Below are 16,110 nucleotides of genomic sequence, written 5' to 3' on the forward strand. Positions count from 1 at the left end.
ATTACAAGCTATTAAGCCTGGTGGTTTGTAACGTAATCGATTGCAGCTTGTACAGTAGTGATCTTCTCAGCTTCTTCGTCAGGGATTTCGGTCTCGAATTCCTCTTCCAGAGCCATCACCAGCTCAACGGTGTCAAGGGAGTCGGCACCCAGGTCTTCTACGAAGGAAGCGGTGTTAACCACTTCTTCTTCTTTAACACCCAGTTGCTCGGCAACGATTTTCTTGACGCGCTCTTCGATGGTGCTCATACCTTGTTTTCACTCCTAATGGACAAATTCAGGCAGCTGGCCAGTGGGTAAGTGTATAGAAAGACTTTTCAGTTTTTCAACTGAAAGCTTCACTCCTCAAACCCTGCGGCCCTCTGCCTATAAATAGATTGCAGCTTTATAACGGATTTTAGACAGCTCGTATGACATTTTTTTGAAGCAATCCGTCACATTTTACTTACATGTACATCCCACCGTTCACCGGGATTGTAGCCCCAGTTACGTATGCCGCACCGTCGGATGCAAGAAAAGCGACCACAGACGCGATCTCTTGAGCTTGTCCCAGACGACCCAGCGGAATCTGCGTCTGCAAGGCTTCACGCTGTGCTTCAGGCAGTTCGCGGGTCATATCGGTGTCGATAAACCCTGGGGTTACCGAGTTGACCGTAATCGAACGCGAACCGACTTCACGCGCCATTGCACGGCTGAAACCTTCCAGACCGGCCTTGGCGGCTGCATAGTTTACTTGGCCTGCGTTGCCCATGGCACCCACCACCGAGCCAATACTGATAATTCGACCCCAACGGGCTTTGGTCATGCCGCGCAGAACGCCCTTGGACAGGCGATACAGACTGTTCAGGTTGGTATCGATCACGTCGTACCATTCGTCATCTTTCATGCGCATCATCAGGTTATCGCGGGTGATGCCGGCGTTATTGACCAAAATCGCCGGTGCACCGAACTGCTCCTGAATGGTCGCGATCACCTTGCTGACGGATTCGTCGCTGGTGACATTGAGTTCCAGACCGGTACCCTGAATGCCGTGCTCTTTGAGCGTGGCGGCAATCGCCTCGGCACCCTTGGCGGAGGTTGCGGTACCCACAACGATGGCGCCCTGACGGCCCAGTTCCAGTGCGATAGCCTGGCCGATACCGCGGCTTGCACCGGTGACCAGTGCAACTTTACCTTGCAGACTCATGCAAGTTTCTCCTGATTCAGGCCTGCGCTGCACGAGCGGCAGCGAAAGCGTCTGGGGTATTGAGGTTGGAAGTCGAAACGCCTTCGGCGCAACGTTTGTTCAGACCAGCCAGTACTTTGCCCGGGCCACATTCGACCAGATTGGTCGCGCCCTTGGCGGCCAGCGTCTGTACGGACTCGACCCAGCGTACTGGCTTGTAGAGTTGTTCGAGCAGATCACGCTTGAGGGTTTCCAGATCGGCCGGCACTTGTGCGCTGACGTTCTGTACCACCGGGATCTGCGGCGCCTGCCAGTCAATGGCGGCGATGGATTCGGCAAAGCGCTCGGCAGCCGGACGCATCAGTTCGCAGTGCGACGGCACGCTCACCGGCAGCGGCATGGCACGCTTGGCGCCACGCGCCTTGCAGCCTTCAATGGCGCGCTCGACGGCAGCCTTGGCACCGGCCACTACAACCTGGCCCGGGGAGTTGAAGTTGACGGCGCTGACCACTTCGCCCTGCGCCGCTTCAGCACAGGCCGCCAGCACGTCAGCGTCTTCCAGACCCAGAATGGCAGCCATGCCGCCCTGCCCGGCCGGAACCGCTTCCTGCATCAACTGGCCACGGCGCTCAACGAGCTTCACCGCGTCAGCCAGGCTCAGGCTGCCGGCAGCTACCAGCGCGCTGTATTCACCCAGGCTGTGACCGGCAACAAATGCCGGACGCGCGCCACCTTCAGCCAGCCACAGACGCCACAGGGCGATCGATGCGGTCAGAATGGCCGGCTGAGTCTTGTCGGTTTGATTAAGCAGCTCTTCCGGGCCCTGCTGGGTCAGTGCCCACAGGTCATAGCCCAGAGCAGCGGAGGCTTCTTGGAACGTTTCGAGGATCAGTGGATGTTGCGCGCCCAGCTCGGCCAGCATGCCGAGGGACTGCGAACCTTGTCCTGGAAAGACGAATGCGAGGGAAGCAGACATGTAACAAGCCCCTAATGATCTTGTCGTCGGAAAATGACGCCCCACTGGGGGACGCAAGAAACTGACAGTTGGATGGCCCTTTGAACCGGGCGGTCACATTTAAGCATTGTCCGACGAAAACGCCTAAGACAACAAATCCTCGAGACGCCCGTGAAGGCGCTCGGGCAGGTTCTCCTGAATCTCGATCAGCGCACGCTGAATCGCACTCTGGAAGCCCTGAACTCCCGCCGAACCGTGGCTTTTCACCACAATGCCCTGCAAGCCAAGGAAGCTTGCGCCATTGTGTCGCGCCGGTGCCAGATCTGCCTGCAGGCGCTTCATCAATGGCAGCGCCAAGGCACCGATTGCGCGCGAAGCCATGTTCTTTTTGAACAGCGCCTCGATGCGCGCAGCAATCATCGTTGCCAGGCCTTCGCTGGACTTGAGCAGAATGTTGCCGACAAATCCGTCGCACACCACCACATCCGCTTCACCGCGATACAGGCCGTCACCTTCGACGAAGCCGATGTAGTTAATGCCCCTGGCCGCCTGCAACAGCGTTGCCGCCAACTTGACCTGCTGGTTGCCCTTGATGTCTTCGGTGCCGATGTTCAGCAACGCCACCCGCGGTCGAGCAATACCCAACGTCTGCGCCGCCACCGAACCCATCACCGCAAACTGCAACAGATGCTCCGCACTGCAATCGACGTTGGCGCCAAGGTCAAGCAACTGGCAATAACCCTTCTGCGTCGGAATGGCGGCCACCATCGCGGGACGGTCGATACCCGGCAAGGTCTTCAACACATAGCGCGACAGCGCCATCAACGCACCGGTATTGCCAGCACTGACACAGGCTTGCGCCTTGCCATCACGCACCAGTTCAAGGGCGACACGCATCGACGAGTCCGGCTTGCCACGCAGGGCCTGAGTCGGTTTTTCGTCCATGGTGATGACTTCGCTGGCCGCAACAATCGTCAGGCGCGCGCGATCGGCAGCCGATTGGCCGTTGATCAATTCTTCAAGTAGGGAGGGTTGACCGACGAGGGTCAGGTGCAGCGAGGGCGTAGCAGACAGGCAAGCAAGGCTGGCCTGAACAATGCTGCGGGGACCGAAGTCCCCGCCCATTGCGTCAATCGCGATGACTTGAGCAGACAAGTGATTACTCGTCAGCGCCCTTGTCGATCACTTTACGGCCACGGTATACGCCTTCTGGCGATACGTGGTGACGCAGGTGAATTTCACCAGTGGTTTTTTCTACAGACAGAGTGCTCGCCGTCAGGGCGTCGTGCGAACGACGCATGTCACGGGCAGAGCGGGATTTTTTGTTCTGCTGAACAGCCATAATTGATTAACTCCTAAACGTTTGGGTCACGCTTTAACTGCGCCAATACACTGAACGGGTTGGACCGCGTTACCTCGTCCTCGCTCGGTTCGGGCTCATCTGACCCCGCCGGCTGCTGGCATTCTTCCGGATGATGAGCAGGCACGATAGGCAAGGCAAGCAAAAGCTCCTCCTCGACCAGTGACTGCAGATCCAATGGATCTTCGCCCAGTTCCAGCACGTCATAACCTTTCGGTAACGACTGGGTATTCGCACCCTCTTTCACCACAGCGTAACTGCATTCGCTGTGGATCGGCAGGGTGACCAGCTCAAGACAACGCTGGCAAACCATTTTGACCTCGGTGTCGATAAAGCTGTGAATTACCACAGATTTACGTTCATCTCGTTCAAAAACGAATTTCGCCTGCACCGTACCGACATTGTCGGAAAGCGGGTCGCAGAGTCTCTTCAAATCGGCCAGCAGCAGCTCACCTTGGATGGTGGTGCCACGATCAGCCAATTTGCGCGGGTCAACGTGAGGTGGAATCGGGTCATTCAACATAGGCGCAGCATTATAGGGATGCACCCACCCATGTCAAAGGAAATTGTGCCCTGTCCGTCACTTGCGTGCCTCCGCTAGAATTCACATCTGCCCCAGGAGACGCAAATGCTGCCTTTATTACTTGCCTCAAGCTCGACTTATCGCCGGGAATTGCTCGCCCGCCTGCACCTGCCGTTCGTCTGCAGCTCGCCGGATATCGATGAAAGCCACCGTCCTGGCGAACCGGCAATCGAGCTGGTCAAACGCCTCGCCGAACAGAAGGCCCGAGCATTGGCCGACAGCCACCCCGCTCATCTGATTATTGGCTCGGACCAGGTGGCCGTACTCGGCGACCAGATCATCGGCAAGCCGCACACCTTCGACAAGGCCCGCGAGCAACTGATGGCCGCCAGCGGCGCCAGCGTGACTTTCCTCACCGGCCTGGCGCTGCTCAATAGTCAGACGGGGCAAATTCAAGTCGACTGCGTACCGTTCACCGTGCACATGCGCCAGCTCGATCAGGCGCGGGTCGAGCGCTACTTGCGCATCGAGCAGCCTTACGACTGCGCGGGCAGCTTCAAGGCCGAAGGGTTGGGCGTGAGCCTGTTTCAGTCCACCGAAGGTCCTGACGCTACCAGCCTTATTGGTCTGCCGCTGATTCGGCTGATCGACATGCTATTGGTTGAAGGCGTGCAGATCCCTTAAAGCAAAAGATCGCAGCCTGCGGCAGTTCCTACAGCGTTCGTGTCATCGCAAAAATTGCAAATGAACATCGAACCTGTAGGAGCTGCCGCAAACTGCGATCTTTTGATCTTTACAACAAATTACCGCAACGATGGCCCGTGGAAACCCATCCACATCGCCAATTGCTCGGCCACACTGGCGCCAAGTTTCTTCGAGAAGCGGTCAAACGGCGATTCCTGGACGGTGAAGTCCACCAACTCTTTCTCGCCGACCACATCACGCGCCACCGAACTGGCATTGCCCAACCCATCGATCAAACCCAGCGGTAGCGCTTGCTCGCCAGACCAGACCAGCCCGGAGAACAGCTCCGGATGCTCTTTGTCCTTCAGGCGATCGCCACGACCCTGCTTGACGCTGTTGATGAACTGCTTGTGCGTGGTGTCCAGCACACCTTGCCAGAACGCCGTTTCTTCAGGCTTCTGCGGCTGGAACGGATCAAGGAACGATTTGTGCTCGCCAGACGTATACGTGCGACGCTCGACTCCCAGCTTCTCCATGGTGCCGACAAAGCCGTAACCGGCCGCCGTCACACCAATGGAGCCCACCAGACTCGCCTTGTCGGCGTAAATCTGATCCGCGGCGCTGGCGATGTAATACGCACCAGACGCGCCGAGATCGGAAATCACCGCATACAGCTTGATCTCGGGGTGCAAACCACGCAGACGCTTGATCTCGTCATACACATAACCGGACTGCACAGGACTGCCACCCGGACTGTTGATCCGCAGGATGACACCCTTGACCTTCTTGTCCTCGAACGCTGCGCGCAGGCTGCCGACAATGTTGTCGGCACTGGCCGGTTCTTTGTCGGCGATCACGCCGGTGACGTCGATCAGCGCGGTGTAGTTCTCGCCGCGAGTTGCGCTTTTCTCCATGTCCATCAGCGGCGTGAACAGGATCAACGCGACAAACAGGTAAACAAACGTCAGAAATTTGAAGAAAATCCCCCAGCGCCGCGAACGACGCTGTTCCTGCACACCCGCCAGAAGAGTTTTTTCCAGCAGCTTCCAGCTCTTCTCGTCACCGCCGTCGGCACTTGCCTTGGCCGGTGCTTTCCATTCGTCGGTCATGCCATCCACCCCAGCAAAAACGTATTAAGCCTGCAGCGCCAGCCAGGCATGCAATTCGGAAAAACGGTCGATCGACAGACGCGGCTCAAACAGCTTCAACGCCTCGATCGATTGCGCGCCATAACTGACAGCCACCGAATCCATCCCCGCGTTACGCGCCATCAGCAGATCGAAGGACGAATCCCCGACCATCAGCGCCTGGTCCGCACGCACCCCGCAATGCGCAAGTATCTGCTCCAGCATCAGAGGGTGCGGCTTGCTCGCAGTTTCATCGGCCGCGCGGGTAATGTCGAAATACTCTTCCCAGCCATTGGCCTTGAGCACACGATCCAGTCCGCGACGATTCTTGCCCGTCGCGACAGCCAGGTGATAACCCTGCTCACGAAAGGACGTCATCGATTCGACGACGCCCTCAAACAGCGGCGAAGGCACGGCTTCCGCTGCGATGTAGTGATCAGCGTAATACTCGCGAAACAAGGTCATTTCAGCGTCACTGATTTCGGGGTACAAGGTGCGGATCGCCTCGGGCAGGCCCAGACCGATGATGCCCTTGACGGCAAAATCATCACGCAACTCGAAACCGGAGCGCCCGGATGCGGAGTGCATCGCCTCGACGATCCGATGAATGGAATCGGCCAGTGTGCCGTCCCAATCGAAAATCAGCAGTTTGTAATCAGATGGGCGCACTCAATCGCTCCACGGTCTTGGCCCACATTTCATCGACCGGCGCCTGCAAGGTCAGCTTGCCGCCATCGGGCAGCGGCACGGTCAGCATGTAAGCATGCAGAAACAGGCGCTTGCCGCCCAGATCGCGGATTTCCTTGGTGAAACCCTCGTCGCCATACTTGCTGTCACCAGCAATGCAATGGCCGGCATGCAAAGTGTGCACGCGAATCTGATGGGTGCGACCGGTAACCGGTTTAGCCTCGACCATGGTCGCGAAATCACCGAAGCGGCGCAGCACCTTGAACATCGTCAGGGCTTCTTTGCCTTCTTCATTGACTTCAACCATGCGCTCGCCGGAACGCAAGTTGCTCTTGAGCAATGGCGCGCTGACTTTCTTGATCGAGGTCGCCCAGTTGCCACGAACCAGCGCCATGTAGCGCTTGTCGATGCCATCGCCGCGTAGCTGCTCGTGCAAATGACGAAGCATGCTGCGCTTCTTGGCGATCATCAGCAGGCCGGAAGTGTCGCGATCGAGACGGTGAACCAGCTCCAGCTCTTTGGTATCCGGACGCAACTGACGAAAGGCTTCGATCACACCGAAGTTCAAGCCGCTGCCACCGTGAACCGCAATGCCCGCAGGCTTGTTGATCACGATCAGGGCTTTGTCTTCGAAGACAATCGAGGCTTCCAGACGCTGCAACAGACCTTGGGCCAGAGGCACCGGCTCGTCACGCTCAGGCACGCGAACGGGCGGCACGCGCACGATATCACCGGCCTGCAGCTTGTATTCGGGCTTGATCCGACCTTTGTTCACACGCACTTCGCCTTTGCGCAAAATGCGGTAAATCAGGGTCTTGGGCACGCCTTTGAGCCGGGCGAGGAGAAAATTATCGATTCGTTGGCCGGCATACTCCGGCGAGACTTCAAGCAGTTGAACGCCTGGAGTCGTAGGGGCAGTAGTTGTCATGGCGCGGATGATAACAATTTTTATGGAATTGAAGCACTTAATCATTGCTGCTATAGTCGCGAACGCCGCCAAAAGCGGCCTGGACAGCGGCACCACGGTCAAAAACCGGCCCTGACCAACGCAATTCACCAGGACGCGAGGCCGTCCTACGGGGCTTTCGCTACGTAACGGTGGAGTTTGCAGTTGTAACAAGCGCAGGTGACATAAGGCCTGAATCACACCGCCGAGCAGAGTTTTTACTCGCCTGGCAGGCAAACATTCAAGGCCAGTTCACAAAGTGCAGTCAGCTGTGAATGACCCCGAGCGAAGGCTTCGGAAACAACGCCTAAATTAGCCATGATGCGTGACCTCCCCTTTCGGAGCTCACGGTAAATGCCAACCCGTTGCGGATTCTGCGCGCGGCAGCACCCGAATTATCAGGGATACGTGTAGGGTGGAGATGCACAACCGCTGGACTGTGTAGCATTAGGCTTTATCAAGACGCTTCATCTCGTCCACAGCCGCCGGTTGATTCCTCCTCCTGACTGAGTGCTTAAGTAGCCACAGCAAGCAGGACGCGTACGTCGCGGTCTCGGCCCAATTGGTCGCAATCGCCAGACACGGGAATGGCCAACCACTCCCGACGCACCTGACACCGACCGTGAGAAGTCGTGTGTGCCGAACGCCGTTTCCGGCAGCCCGGAAACCGACGGTACTACATGAAAAGAATGCTGATTAACGCAACTCAACCCGAAGAGTTGCGTGTTGCACTGGTAGATGGCCAGCGCCTCTACGACCTGGACATCGAATCCGGTGCACGCGAGCAGAAAAAAGCCAATATCTATAAAGGCAAGATCACTCGCATCGAACCAAGCCTTGAGGCTGCCTTTGTCGATTTCGGCTCTGAGCGCCACGGCTTCCTGCCCCTCAAAGAAATCTCCCGCGAATACTTCAAGAAAACCCCTGAAGGCCGCGTCAACATCAAGGACGTCCTGAGCGAAGGCCAGGAAGTCATCGTTCAGGTCGAGAAAGAAGAACGTGGCAACAAGGGCGCAGCCCTGACCACCTTCATCAGCCTGGCCGGTCGTTACCTCGTGCTGATGCCGAACAACCCGCGTGCCGGCGGTATCTCCCGTCGCATCGAAGGCGAAGAGCGCAACGAACTGCGTGAAGCGCTGAACGGCCTGGTTGCTCCAGCCGACATGGGTCTGATCGTGCGCACTGCCGGCCTTGGCCGCAGCAGCGAAGAAATGCAGTGGGACCTCGATTACCTGCTGCAACTCTGGACCGCCATCAAAGAAGCCTCGCTGGATCGCGCCGCGCCATTCCTGATCTACCAGGAAAGCAACGTGATCATCCGCGCCATCCGCGACTACCTGCGCCAGGACATCGGCGAAGTGCTGATCGACAGCGTTGAAGCCCAGGACGAAGCCCTGACCTTCATCCGCCAGGTGATGCCGCAGTACGCCAGCAAGATCAAGCTGTACGAAGACAGCGTTCCGCTGTTCAACCGTTTCCAGATCGAAAGCCAGATCGAAACCGCTTTCCAGCGCGTCGTCGAACTGCCTTCCGGCGGCTCCATCGTTATCGATCCGACCGAAGCCCTGGTGTCCATCGACATCAACTCGGCCCGCGCCACCAAAGGCAGCGACATCGAAGAAACCGCCCTGCAGACCAACCTTGAAGCGGCTGAAGAAATCGCCCGTCAGTTGCGCCTGCGCGACATCGGCGGCCTGATCGTCATCGACTTCATCGACATGACCCCTGCCAAGAACCAGCGCGCCGTGGAAGAGAAAGTCCGCGAATGCCTGGAAGCCGACCGCGCTCGCGTGCAGATCGGCCGTATCTCGCGCTTCGGCCTGCTGGAAATGTCCCGTCAGCGCCTGCGTCCATCGCTGGGCGAAAGCAGCGGCATCGTTTGCCCGCGTTGCAACGGCACCGGCATCATCCGCGACGTTGAATCGCTGTCGCTGGCGATCCTGCGCCTGATCGAAGAAGAAGCCCTGAAAGACCGCACCGCCGAAGTCCGCGCTCAGGTGCCGATCCCGGTTGCTGCGTTCCTGCTCAACGAAAAACGCAACTCGATCACCAAGATCGAACTGCGCACCCGTGCCCGCATCATCATTCTGCCGAACGATCACCTCGAAACGCCGCACTTCGAAGTTCAGCGTCTGCGTGATGACAGCCCGGAAGCCGCTACCGGCCAGTCGAGCTATGAAATTGCCGCCGCAGCTGCCGAAGTTGAAGAAGTTCAGCCAGCCGCCGCGACCCGCACTCTGGTTCGCCAGGAAGCCGCAGTGAAAACTGCTCCGGCCCGTGCCAATGCTCCGGTCCCGGCCGAAGTCGCTGCCCCGGCACCCGCTGCTGCGCCAGTTGCCATGCCAGAGCCAAGCCTGTTCAAAGGTCTGGTGAAGTCGCTGGTCAGCCTGTTCGCTACCAAAGAAGAGCCTGCTGCTCCGGTTGTGGTTGAGAAACCGGCCACCGAGCGTCCGGCCCGTAACGAAGAGCGTCGCAATGGTCGTCAGCAGAGCCGCAACCGTAACGGTCGCCGCGATGAAGAACGCAAGCCGCGCGAAGAACGTGCACCGCGTGAAGAACGCGCCCCACGCGAGCCGCGTGAAGAGCGTCAGCCACGTGAAGCCCGTGAAGTTCGCGAGCCTCGTGAAGCCCGCACCGAAGCGCCAGCCGCCCGCGAAGAACGCGCACCACGCGCCCCGCGTGAAGAGCGTGCACCACGTGCTCCACGTGAAGATCGCAAGCCACGTGGCGAGCGTGAAGAGCGTGTACGTGAACTGCGCGAGCCACTCGATGCCGTTCCAGCTGTAGCCGCCGCTGCTGCCGTGACCGCTGAAGAGCGTCCGGCCCGTCAGCCACGTGAAGAGCGCGCACCGCGCCCGCCACGTGAAGAGCGTCAACCGCGCGCCGAACAGGCCGCTGCTGCCGTAGCTGATGAAGAAGAAGTCATCAGCAACGAAGAGCAACTGCCGGAAGACGGTTCGGAGAGCGCCGAAGGCGATCGCCCACGTCGTCGTTCCCGCGGTCAGCGTCGTCGCAGCAACCGTCGCGAGCGTCAGCGTGATGCCAATGGCAACGTGATCGAAGGTTCGGAAGAGTCCGAGTCCGACGAAAACGCTGAAGGCCCGAGCACTGCCGATCTGGCTGCTGGCCTGGCCGTGACTGCCGCCGTAGCCAGCAGCGTGATCAGCGCTCCGGCTGAAGCACAAGCTCACGAGCAAGCCGAACGCGCCACCGCCGCTACTCTGGAAACTGCTCCAGTAGAAGCACCGGTTGTTGAAGCCACCACTCCAGTGGAAGTGACAGCAGCTCCGGAAGTTGAAGTAGCACCGGTTCGCGAAACCCAGGCTCAGTTTGAAGCGTTTGCTGAACCTGCCGCCGAACCTGCGGTAGTCGTCGAGGCGCCAGTCGTCGTTGCAGAGCCGGTTGTCGAAACCGTATCTGAAACCGTGACCGAAACCGTGCGTGAAGTTCGCGAAGAGCAGACTGCATTCAACTGGGTTGCCGAGCCTGCCGCCGCTGAAACACCAGCGCCTGCATACGAAGCGCCAGTGGTTGAAGAAGCCAAGGTTGCCGAACCGGCTCCAGCGCCAGTCGTTGAAGCGCCAGTCGTCGAGGCTCCAGTGGTTGCCGAAGCACCAGCTCCAGAAGTGGAAGTTGCTCCGGTCAGCGCCTTGGCAGCAAACGGCCGCGCACCAAACGACCCGCGTGAAGTGCGTCGTCGCAAGCGTGAAGAAGAGCGTCTGGCGAAGGAAGCCGAGCTGGCAGCAGCCTCTGCTCCGGTTGTTGCCGAGCCAGTGGTTGCTGAAGTGGTTGAGGCAGCTCCTGCCCCTACTGCTGAAGAAGCTGCGGTTGAATCGGTGATCGCCGAAGCGCCACGCTCCGTTCAGGACGCGGCACAGCAACACGAAGAGGCCCAGGAAAAAGAACACGAGCCTAAACCACTCGTCTGATTCCGTAAGCCACTAAAAAGCCCCGCCTGATTCGTCAGGCGGGGCTTTTTTATGCGGTTTGGAAGATCAAAAGATCGCAGCCTTCGGGAGCTCCTACAGGGGGATCGCATTTACACGATCGCTCCCATGTGGAGCGTGGGCATGATCAATATCTGGAATGCGATCCCCTGTAGGAGCTGCCGAAGGCTGCGATCTTTTGACTTTGCTGTTACTTAAATACCAAAGCCTCAGGCACATCGATATCCCACAACACCCCGGGATCATCCACCGACACTTCCACCACCCTTCCCTGCTTGAACAAGGGCCTGGCCCCGCGATCACCGCTCAACGCCAGCAACCCCGAACCAAACGAACGTCCAAACCCTACCGGATGCCCAAACTCGCCATCCTGCACCGGCACACTCACCGCATCGTTCGCCATCGCCGCCACCACCCGCTCGATACTCGACGGCAAGATAAACGGCATATCCCCCAGCACGATCAGCCAGCCATCAACATCCGGACAAGTCGCCACGCCCGCGGCAATGCTGTCGCCCATGCCGGTCGACTCGATCGAGACCACTTCACAGCCATATGCCTGCGCCATGCGCATCGCCTGCGGCCGTGCTTCAGTCGTCACCAGCACGCGCTTGTCGAGACTGGCCGGCAGGTTCACCAGCACTTGCTCGATCACCGAACGCACGGCGCCATCGCGACCGGTGCAATCGGCCAGCAACTTGTCCTTGTCCGCGCCCGCCACTTCGCGAAAGCGGCTGCCCTCGCCTGCTGCCAATACGATCACCGCGATGGAATGACTCATGCGCCCTCCACTGACTTCTTCTGTTTCAACTCGACCCCGTTCTTGATCGCTACAATCTCCGCGAGCAATGACAAGGCAATTTCCGCCGGCGAGTGACTGCCGATATGCAAACCGATCGGCCCGTGCAATCGCTTGATCGCCTCTACTGACAAGCCTAGCTGAGCCAGATTCTCCCGGCGTTTCTGACTGTTGACCCGCGAACCCAGCGCACCAACATAAAAGGCCGGCGAATCGAGCGCGGTGAGCAACGCCATGTCGTCCAGCCGCGGGTCGTGGGTCAGCGCGACAATCGCCGTGCGCTCATCGGTCTGGATGTTCAGCACCGCATCGTCCGGCATACCCGGAACGAAACGACCATGCTGTTCTTCCCAGCCGTAGACGAACTCGGTGCGCGGATCGCAGATCAGCACCTCGAAATCCAGCAGTCGCGCCATGTCCGCCACATACCGCGACAACTGGCCGGCGCCGATCAACAGCAGACGCCAGCGCGGGCCGTAAATCGCGCGCAGGGTCTTGCCATCGAACGCCAGCGCGTCGGATTTGCTCGCGGGCGTCAACACCACGTCACCCGTTTCAATGTTCAACTCACGGGCAACGATCTCGTGGGCTTCACATCGCGCAAGCAGTTCGGCGACCCACGCCGGGTCGCCGACCCGCTCTTCTGTCAGGCGCAACGTGCCACCACAAGGCAGGCCGAACCGCGCCGCCTCTTCGCGCGTAACGCCATAGGTGATCAGTTGCACCGGCGGCCCGTCGGTGGCAATGCGCCCGTCGTGCAGCCGGGCGATCAAGTCATCCTCGACGCAGCCGCCGGACACCGAGCCAATTACCACGCCATCCTCACGCAAGGCGAGCATGGCGCCGGGCGACCGCGGCGCCGTGCCCCAGGTCTGCACCACGCTGAACAGCACAACGCGCTGACCGGCGCGGCGCCATTCGAGCACGCTGCGCAGGACATTCAGATCAACGCTGTCCATCAGGCTTGTGCCTTCTGCCAGCCCTGCAACTGATAACGCACCGGCAGGTTGCGGATGCGTTTGCCGGTAGCGGCGAAGATCGCATTGCACAGCGCTGGCGCAATCGGCGGTACACCCGGCTCACCGACGCCACCCAACGGCACATCGCCCGGTGGCGTGACCAGATGCACGGCGACTTCCTTCGGCGCCAGCGACATGCGCGCCACTTCGTACATATGGAAATTGTCCTGCTGGACCTTGCCGTCCTTGAAGCTGATTTCACCCAGCACGGCGTTGCCCAGGCCCATCACACAAGCACCCTCGAACTGCGAGCGAATACGTTCAGGATTGATCTGCGGCCCGCAATCCACGGCGATGTCGGCCTTGTGCACGATCAGTGTGCCATCATCCTTGACCTCGACTTCAATCACCGCCGCCACGTAAGTGACGAAGCTGTAATGCACCGCCAGCCCCAGGCCACGACCCTTTGGCAGTTGACGACCCCAACCGGCTGCCTTGGCCGCGGTTTCCAGCACGGCGCGCATACGACCGGTGTCGATCGGATAACGCTCAGGGGATTCGCCGTAGTTCCACTCTTCGCTCAAGGTGCGCGGATCGATCTGCCGGTCCGGGCCAAGCAGCTTGATCTGATATTTGAGCGGATCCACACCGGCCTTGTGCGCCAGTTCATCAACGAAACTCTGGATCGCGAAACCATGAGGAATGTTCGACACCGAGCGATACCAGCCGACCCGCGTGTGCACCCTCGCTTCCGGGTTTTCCAGACGCACATTGGGAATGGCGTAGGCCATGTTGGTGAAGCCCATGCCCAGTTCGAACGCCGCTTCATGGTTCATGCCCGGCGCAAACAGCGCGGTGATGCTCGGCGCCACGGTGCGATGCAACCAGCCGGACGGCATGCCGTCCTTGCCCACGCCCGCCTTCAGGTATTCGGCGGACACGGTATGGAAATACGAGTTGTGCACGTCGTCCTCGCGCGTCCACTGCACCCGCACGGCCTTGCCAGGAAACTCCTTGGCGAGGATCGCCGCTTCAATGACGAAGTCCGGTTTCGACTTTCGCCCGAAACCGCCACCCAGCAGCGTCACATTGACGGTGACGTTATCGAATGGCAGCCCCAGGCGCTCGGCGATGCGCTCACGCGTCACCTGTGGTGCCTGACTCGGCGCCCACGCCTCGCAAACGCCGTTGTTGAAACGGGCGATGGCCACCATCGGTTCCATCGGTGCCTGCGCCAGATGCGGCAAATAATAAGAAGCTTCCAGGCTGCTGGCAGCACTGCTCAGCGCTTTGTCGATATCGCCGGTGTTGCGCACCACTTTCCCGGGCTTCAGCGACGCGGCTTCCAGTTCCTTGCGATAAGCGATCGAGTCGTAACTGGCGTTCGGGCCATCGTCCCATTCGATCTTCAGCGCCTCGCGGCCCTTGATTGCCGCCCAGGTGTTGCTGGCAACCACGGCCACACCGCCCAACGGTTGAAATTCCGAAGGCAATGGGCGGCCTTCGATCTGCATGACTTTTATCACGCCGGGCACTTTCAGCGCCGCGCTGTCATCCAGCGATTTGACCTTGCCGCCGTACACCGCCGGACGGGCGATGGTCGCGTACAGCATGCCGTCGAAATGCACGTCGGCGCCGTACACCGCACGGCCTTTGACAATGTCGTCACCGTCGATGGCTTTGCTGCCTTCCTTGCCGATGTAGCGAAATTCCGACGGCTGCTTGAGCCGCAGACTGTCGCGCGCCGGTACCGCCAACGCACTGGCTGCAGCGGCGAGCTCGCCATAACCCAGCTCACGCCCGGACGGCTTGTGAATGACTTTGTGCAGTTGCGCATGGCATTCGCCCACCGGCACCTTCCATTGCGCTGCCGCTGCTTGCTCAAGCATCGTACGGGCTGCCGCGCCGCAACGGCGCATCGGCTCGTACCAGTGACGCATGCTGCGCGAACCGTCGGTGTCCTGATTGCCGAAACGCACTTCATCGCCCGGCGCCTGCTGCACTTTGACGTGCGCCCAATCAGCTTCCAGTTCGTCGGCGACAACCATGGTCAGACTGGTGCGCACGCCCTGGCCCATCTCGGAGCGGTTGCACACAACAGTCACCGTGCCGTCGCTGGCGATGCTGACGTAGACCTTCGGATCATCGATCCAGCCGTTGGGCATGCCATCGGCACCGAACTGCTTCGGCTTGCCTTCGGCGAACGCATCCTGCCAACCCCAGCTCGCCGCCAGCACCAATGCACCGGTGGCGGTTGCGCCTTTAAGGAAGCCACGGCGACTGAGATTGCTCAGGGCGAAATCATTCGGCAGGCGACTCATGCCTTGGCCTCCTTCAGGTGGGTGGAAGCCTGGCGAATCGCGGTTTTGATCCGGTTATAGGTGCCGCAGCGGCAAATGTTGCCGACCATGGCCTCTTCGATCTGCTCGTCGCTCGGGTTTGGATTGGTTTTGAGCAACGCCGTGGCCGACATGATCTGCCCGCCCTGACAAAAACCGCACTGGGCCACAGCGCTGTCGAGCCAGGCTTGCTGGACGACTTGCCCGACCGGGTCGGCGTGCAGGTTGTCGATAGTGGTGACGTTCTGACCGACTACCGAGCCGATCGGCGTGATGCAACTGCGCGCCGGCAAACCATCGATATGAATGGTGCAGGCGCCGCACAGGCCCATGCCGCAACCGAATTTGGTGCCGTTATATCCGGCGACATCACGAATCGCCCACAACAGCGGCATGTCTTCGGTGACATCGAGTGGATGGTCTTGGCCATTGAGTTTCAGGGTAATCATGGGCACGCCCGCATATTTTTGGAGGTTATGGGGTCGAGCAATCTGCCGCCGGAAAGTCAGCGGTGGGTTCGCGCAGATCGACTCAGGCTAATGGGCTCTCTTGTGCCGACGGGAAGGTCTGCACCGGGCCTTTGGTGGAGCAAATGAACGGTATCGTTAGCTCGCTAAGTT

General features: G+C 59.6%; 15 protein-coding genes. 2 read left to right on the top strand and 13 right to left on the bottom strand.

Annotated elements, in window-relative coordinates; all coding sequences use genetic code 11:
• Nucleotides 1-11: 11 nt before the first annotated feature.
• From acpP to ACA061_RS19350, 6 genes are all read right to left on the bottom strand, one after another.
• Entirely contained in the window at nucleotides 12-248 is a 237-nt protein-coding gene (gene acpP / locus ACA061_RS19325; RefSeq protein WP_003442511.1) for an acyl carrier protein, read from the bottom strand.
• Between the two features lie 196 nt (nucleotides 249-444).
• Nucleotides 445-1,185: a 3-oxoacyl-ACP reductase FabG gene (gene fabG / locus ACA061_RS19330; protein ID WP_042560433.1), complete on the bottom strand. Its 741-nt coding sequence runs from the start codon at nucleotides 1,183-1,185 to the stop codon at nucleotides 445-447.
• Nucleotides 1,186-1,201: 16 nt separating this feature from the next.
• Nucleotides 1,202-2,140 carry an ACP S-malonyltransferase gene (gene fabD, locus ACA061_RS19335; RefSeq protein WP_497299856.1) on the bottom strand — a complete coding sequence of 313 codons (939 nt, stop codon included), beginning with the start codon at nucleotides 2,138-2,140 and terminating at the stop codon, nucleotides 1,202-1,204.
• A gap of 123 nt (nucleotides 2,141-2,263) precedes the next feature.
• Nucleotides 2,264-3,274: a phosphate acyltransferase PlsX gene (gene plsX / locus ACA061_RS19340; protein WP_080896053.1), complete on the bottom strand. Its 1,011-nt coding sequence runs from the start codon at nucleotides 3,272-3,274 to the stop codon at nucleotides 2,264-2,266.
• A 4-nt stretch (nucleotides 3,275-3,278) separates the two neighbouring features.
• Nucleotides 3,279-3,461 (bottom strand): 50S ribosomal protein L32, encoded by a 183-nt coding sequence (gene rpmF / locus ACA061_RS19345; RefSeq protein ID WP_008152339.1) that lies wholly within the window; start codon nucleotides 3,459-3,461, stop codon nucleotides 3,279-3,281.
• A gap of 13 nt (nucleotides 3,462-3,474) precedes the next feature.
• Complete coding sequence (locus tag ACA061_RS19350; protein WP_150616016.1) at nucleotides 3,475-4,002, bottom strand: YceD family protein; 528 nt, start codon at nucleotides 4,000-4,002, stop codon at nucleotides 3,475-3,477.
• Between the two features lie 105 nt (nucleotides 4,003-4,107).
• On the opposite strand from ACA061_RS19350, the gene ACA061_RS19355 reads away from it, so the two are divergent.
• Nucleotides 4,108-4,686, top strand: a complete 579-nt coding sequence (locus tag ACA061_RS19355; protein WP_497299857.1) for a Maf family protein — start codon at nucleotides 4,108-4,110, stop codon at nucleotides 4,684-4,686.
• Between the two features lie 119 nt (nucleotides 4,687-4,805).
• On the opposite strand, the gene ACA061_RS19360 is transcribed toward ACA061_RS19355, so the two are convergent.
• Genes ACA061_RS19360 through rluC form a run of 3 tightly spaced genes read right to left on the bottom strand, consistent with a single transcriptional unit; the run spans nucleotide 4,806 to nucleotide 7,428 of the window.
• Nucleotides 4,806-5,795, bottom strand: coding sequence for a S49 family peptidase (locus ACA061_RS19360; protein ID WP_150616018.1), 990 nt, complete (start codon nucleotides 5,793-5,795; stop codon nucleotides 4,806-4,808).
• A 24-nt stretch (nucleotides 5,796-5,819) separates the two neighbouring features.
• Nucleotides 5,820-6,482 carry an HAD-IA family hydrolase gene (locus ACA061_RS19365; protein WP_497299858.1) on the bottom strand — a complete coding sequence of 221 codons (663 nt, stop codon included), beginning with the start codon at nucleotides 6,480-6,482 and terminating at the stop codon, nucleotides 5,820-5,822.
• Nucleotides 6,469-7,428, bottom strand: coding sequence for a 23S rRNA pseudouridine(955/2504/2580) synthase RluC (rluC, locus tag ACA061_RS19370; RefSeq protein WP_150605224.1), 960 nt, complete (start codon nucleotides 7,426-7,428; stop codon nucleotides 6,469-6,471). The genes ACA061_RS19365 and rluC overlap by 14 nt, the downstream gene beginning before the upstream one ends.
• 698 nt (nucleotides 7,429-8,126) lie before the next feature.
• Between rluC and rne the strand changes: the two genes are divergently transcribed.
• Nucleotides 8,127-11,375: a ribonuclease E gene (rne, locus tag ACA061_RS19375; RefSeq protein ID WP_497299859.1), complete on the top strand. Its 3,249-nt coding sequence runs from the start codon at nucleotides 8,127-8,129 to the stop codon at nucleotides 11,373-11,375.
• 208 nt (nucleotides 11,376-11,583) lie between these two features.
• Here rne and ACA061_RS19380 read toward each other — a convergent pair whose 3' ends face one another.
• Genes ACA061_RS19380 through ACA061_RS19395 form a run of 4 tightly spaced genes read right to left on the bottom strand, consistent with a single transcriptional unit; the run spans nucleotide 11,584 to nucleotide 15,939 of the window.
• Nucleotides 11,584-12,174, bottom strand: coding sequence for a nucleotidyltransferase family protein (locus tag ACA061_RS19380; protein WP_497299860.1), 591 nt, complete (start codon nucleotides 12,172-12,174; stop codon nucleotides 11,584-11,586).
• On the bottom strand, nucleotides 12,171-13,151 hold the full coding sequence (locus ACA061_RS19385; protein WP_497299861.1) for an XdhC family protein: 981 nt from the start codon (nucleotides 13,149-13,151) through the stop codon (nucleotides 12,171-12,173). Before ACA061_RS19385 ends, ACA061_RS19380 begins: the two co-directional genes overlap by 4 nt.
• Nucleotides 13,151-15,472 (bottom strand): xanthine dehydrogenase family protein molybdopterin-binding subunit, encoded by a 2,322-nt coding sequence (locus ACA061_RS19390; protein ID WP_497299862.1) that lies wholly within the window; start codon nucleotides 15,470-15,472, stop codon nucleotides 13,151-13,153. The genes ACA061_RS19385 and ACA061_RS19390 overlap by 1 nt, the downstream gene beginning before the upstream one ends.
• Nucleotides 15,469-15,939 carry a (2Fe-2S)-binding protein gene (locus ACA061_RS19395; RefSeq protein WP_123466814.1) on the bottom strand — a complete coding sequence of 157 codons (471 nt, stop codon included), beginning with the start codon at nucleotides 15,937-15,939 and terminating at the stop codon, nucleotides 15,469-15,471. The genes ACA061_RS19390 and ACA061_RS19395 overlap by 4 nt, the downstream gene beginning before the upstream one ends.
• Nucleotides 15,940-16,110 lie beyond the last annotated feature (171 nt).

The organism is Pseudomonas sp. LBUM1668 (assembly GCF_059695715.1).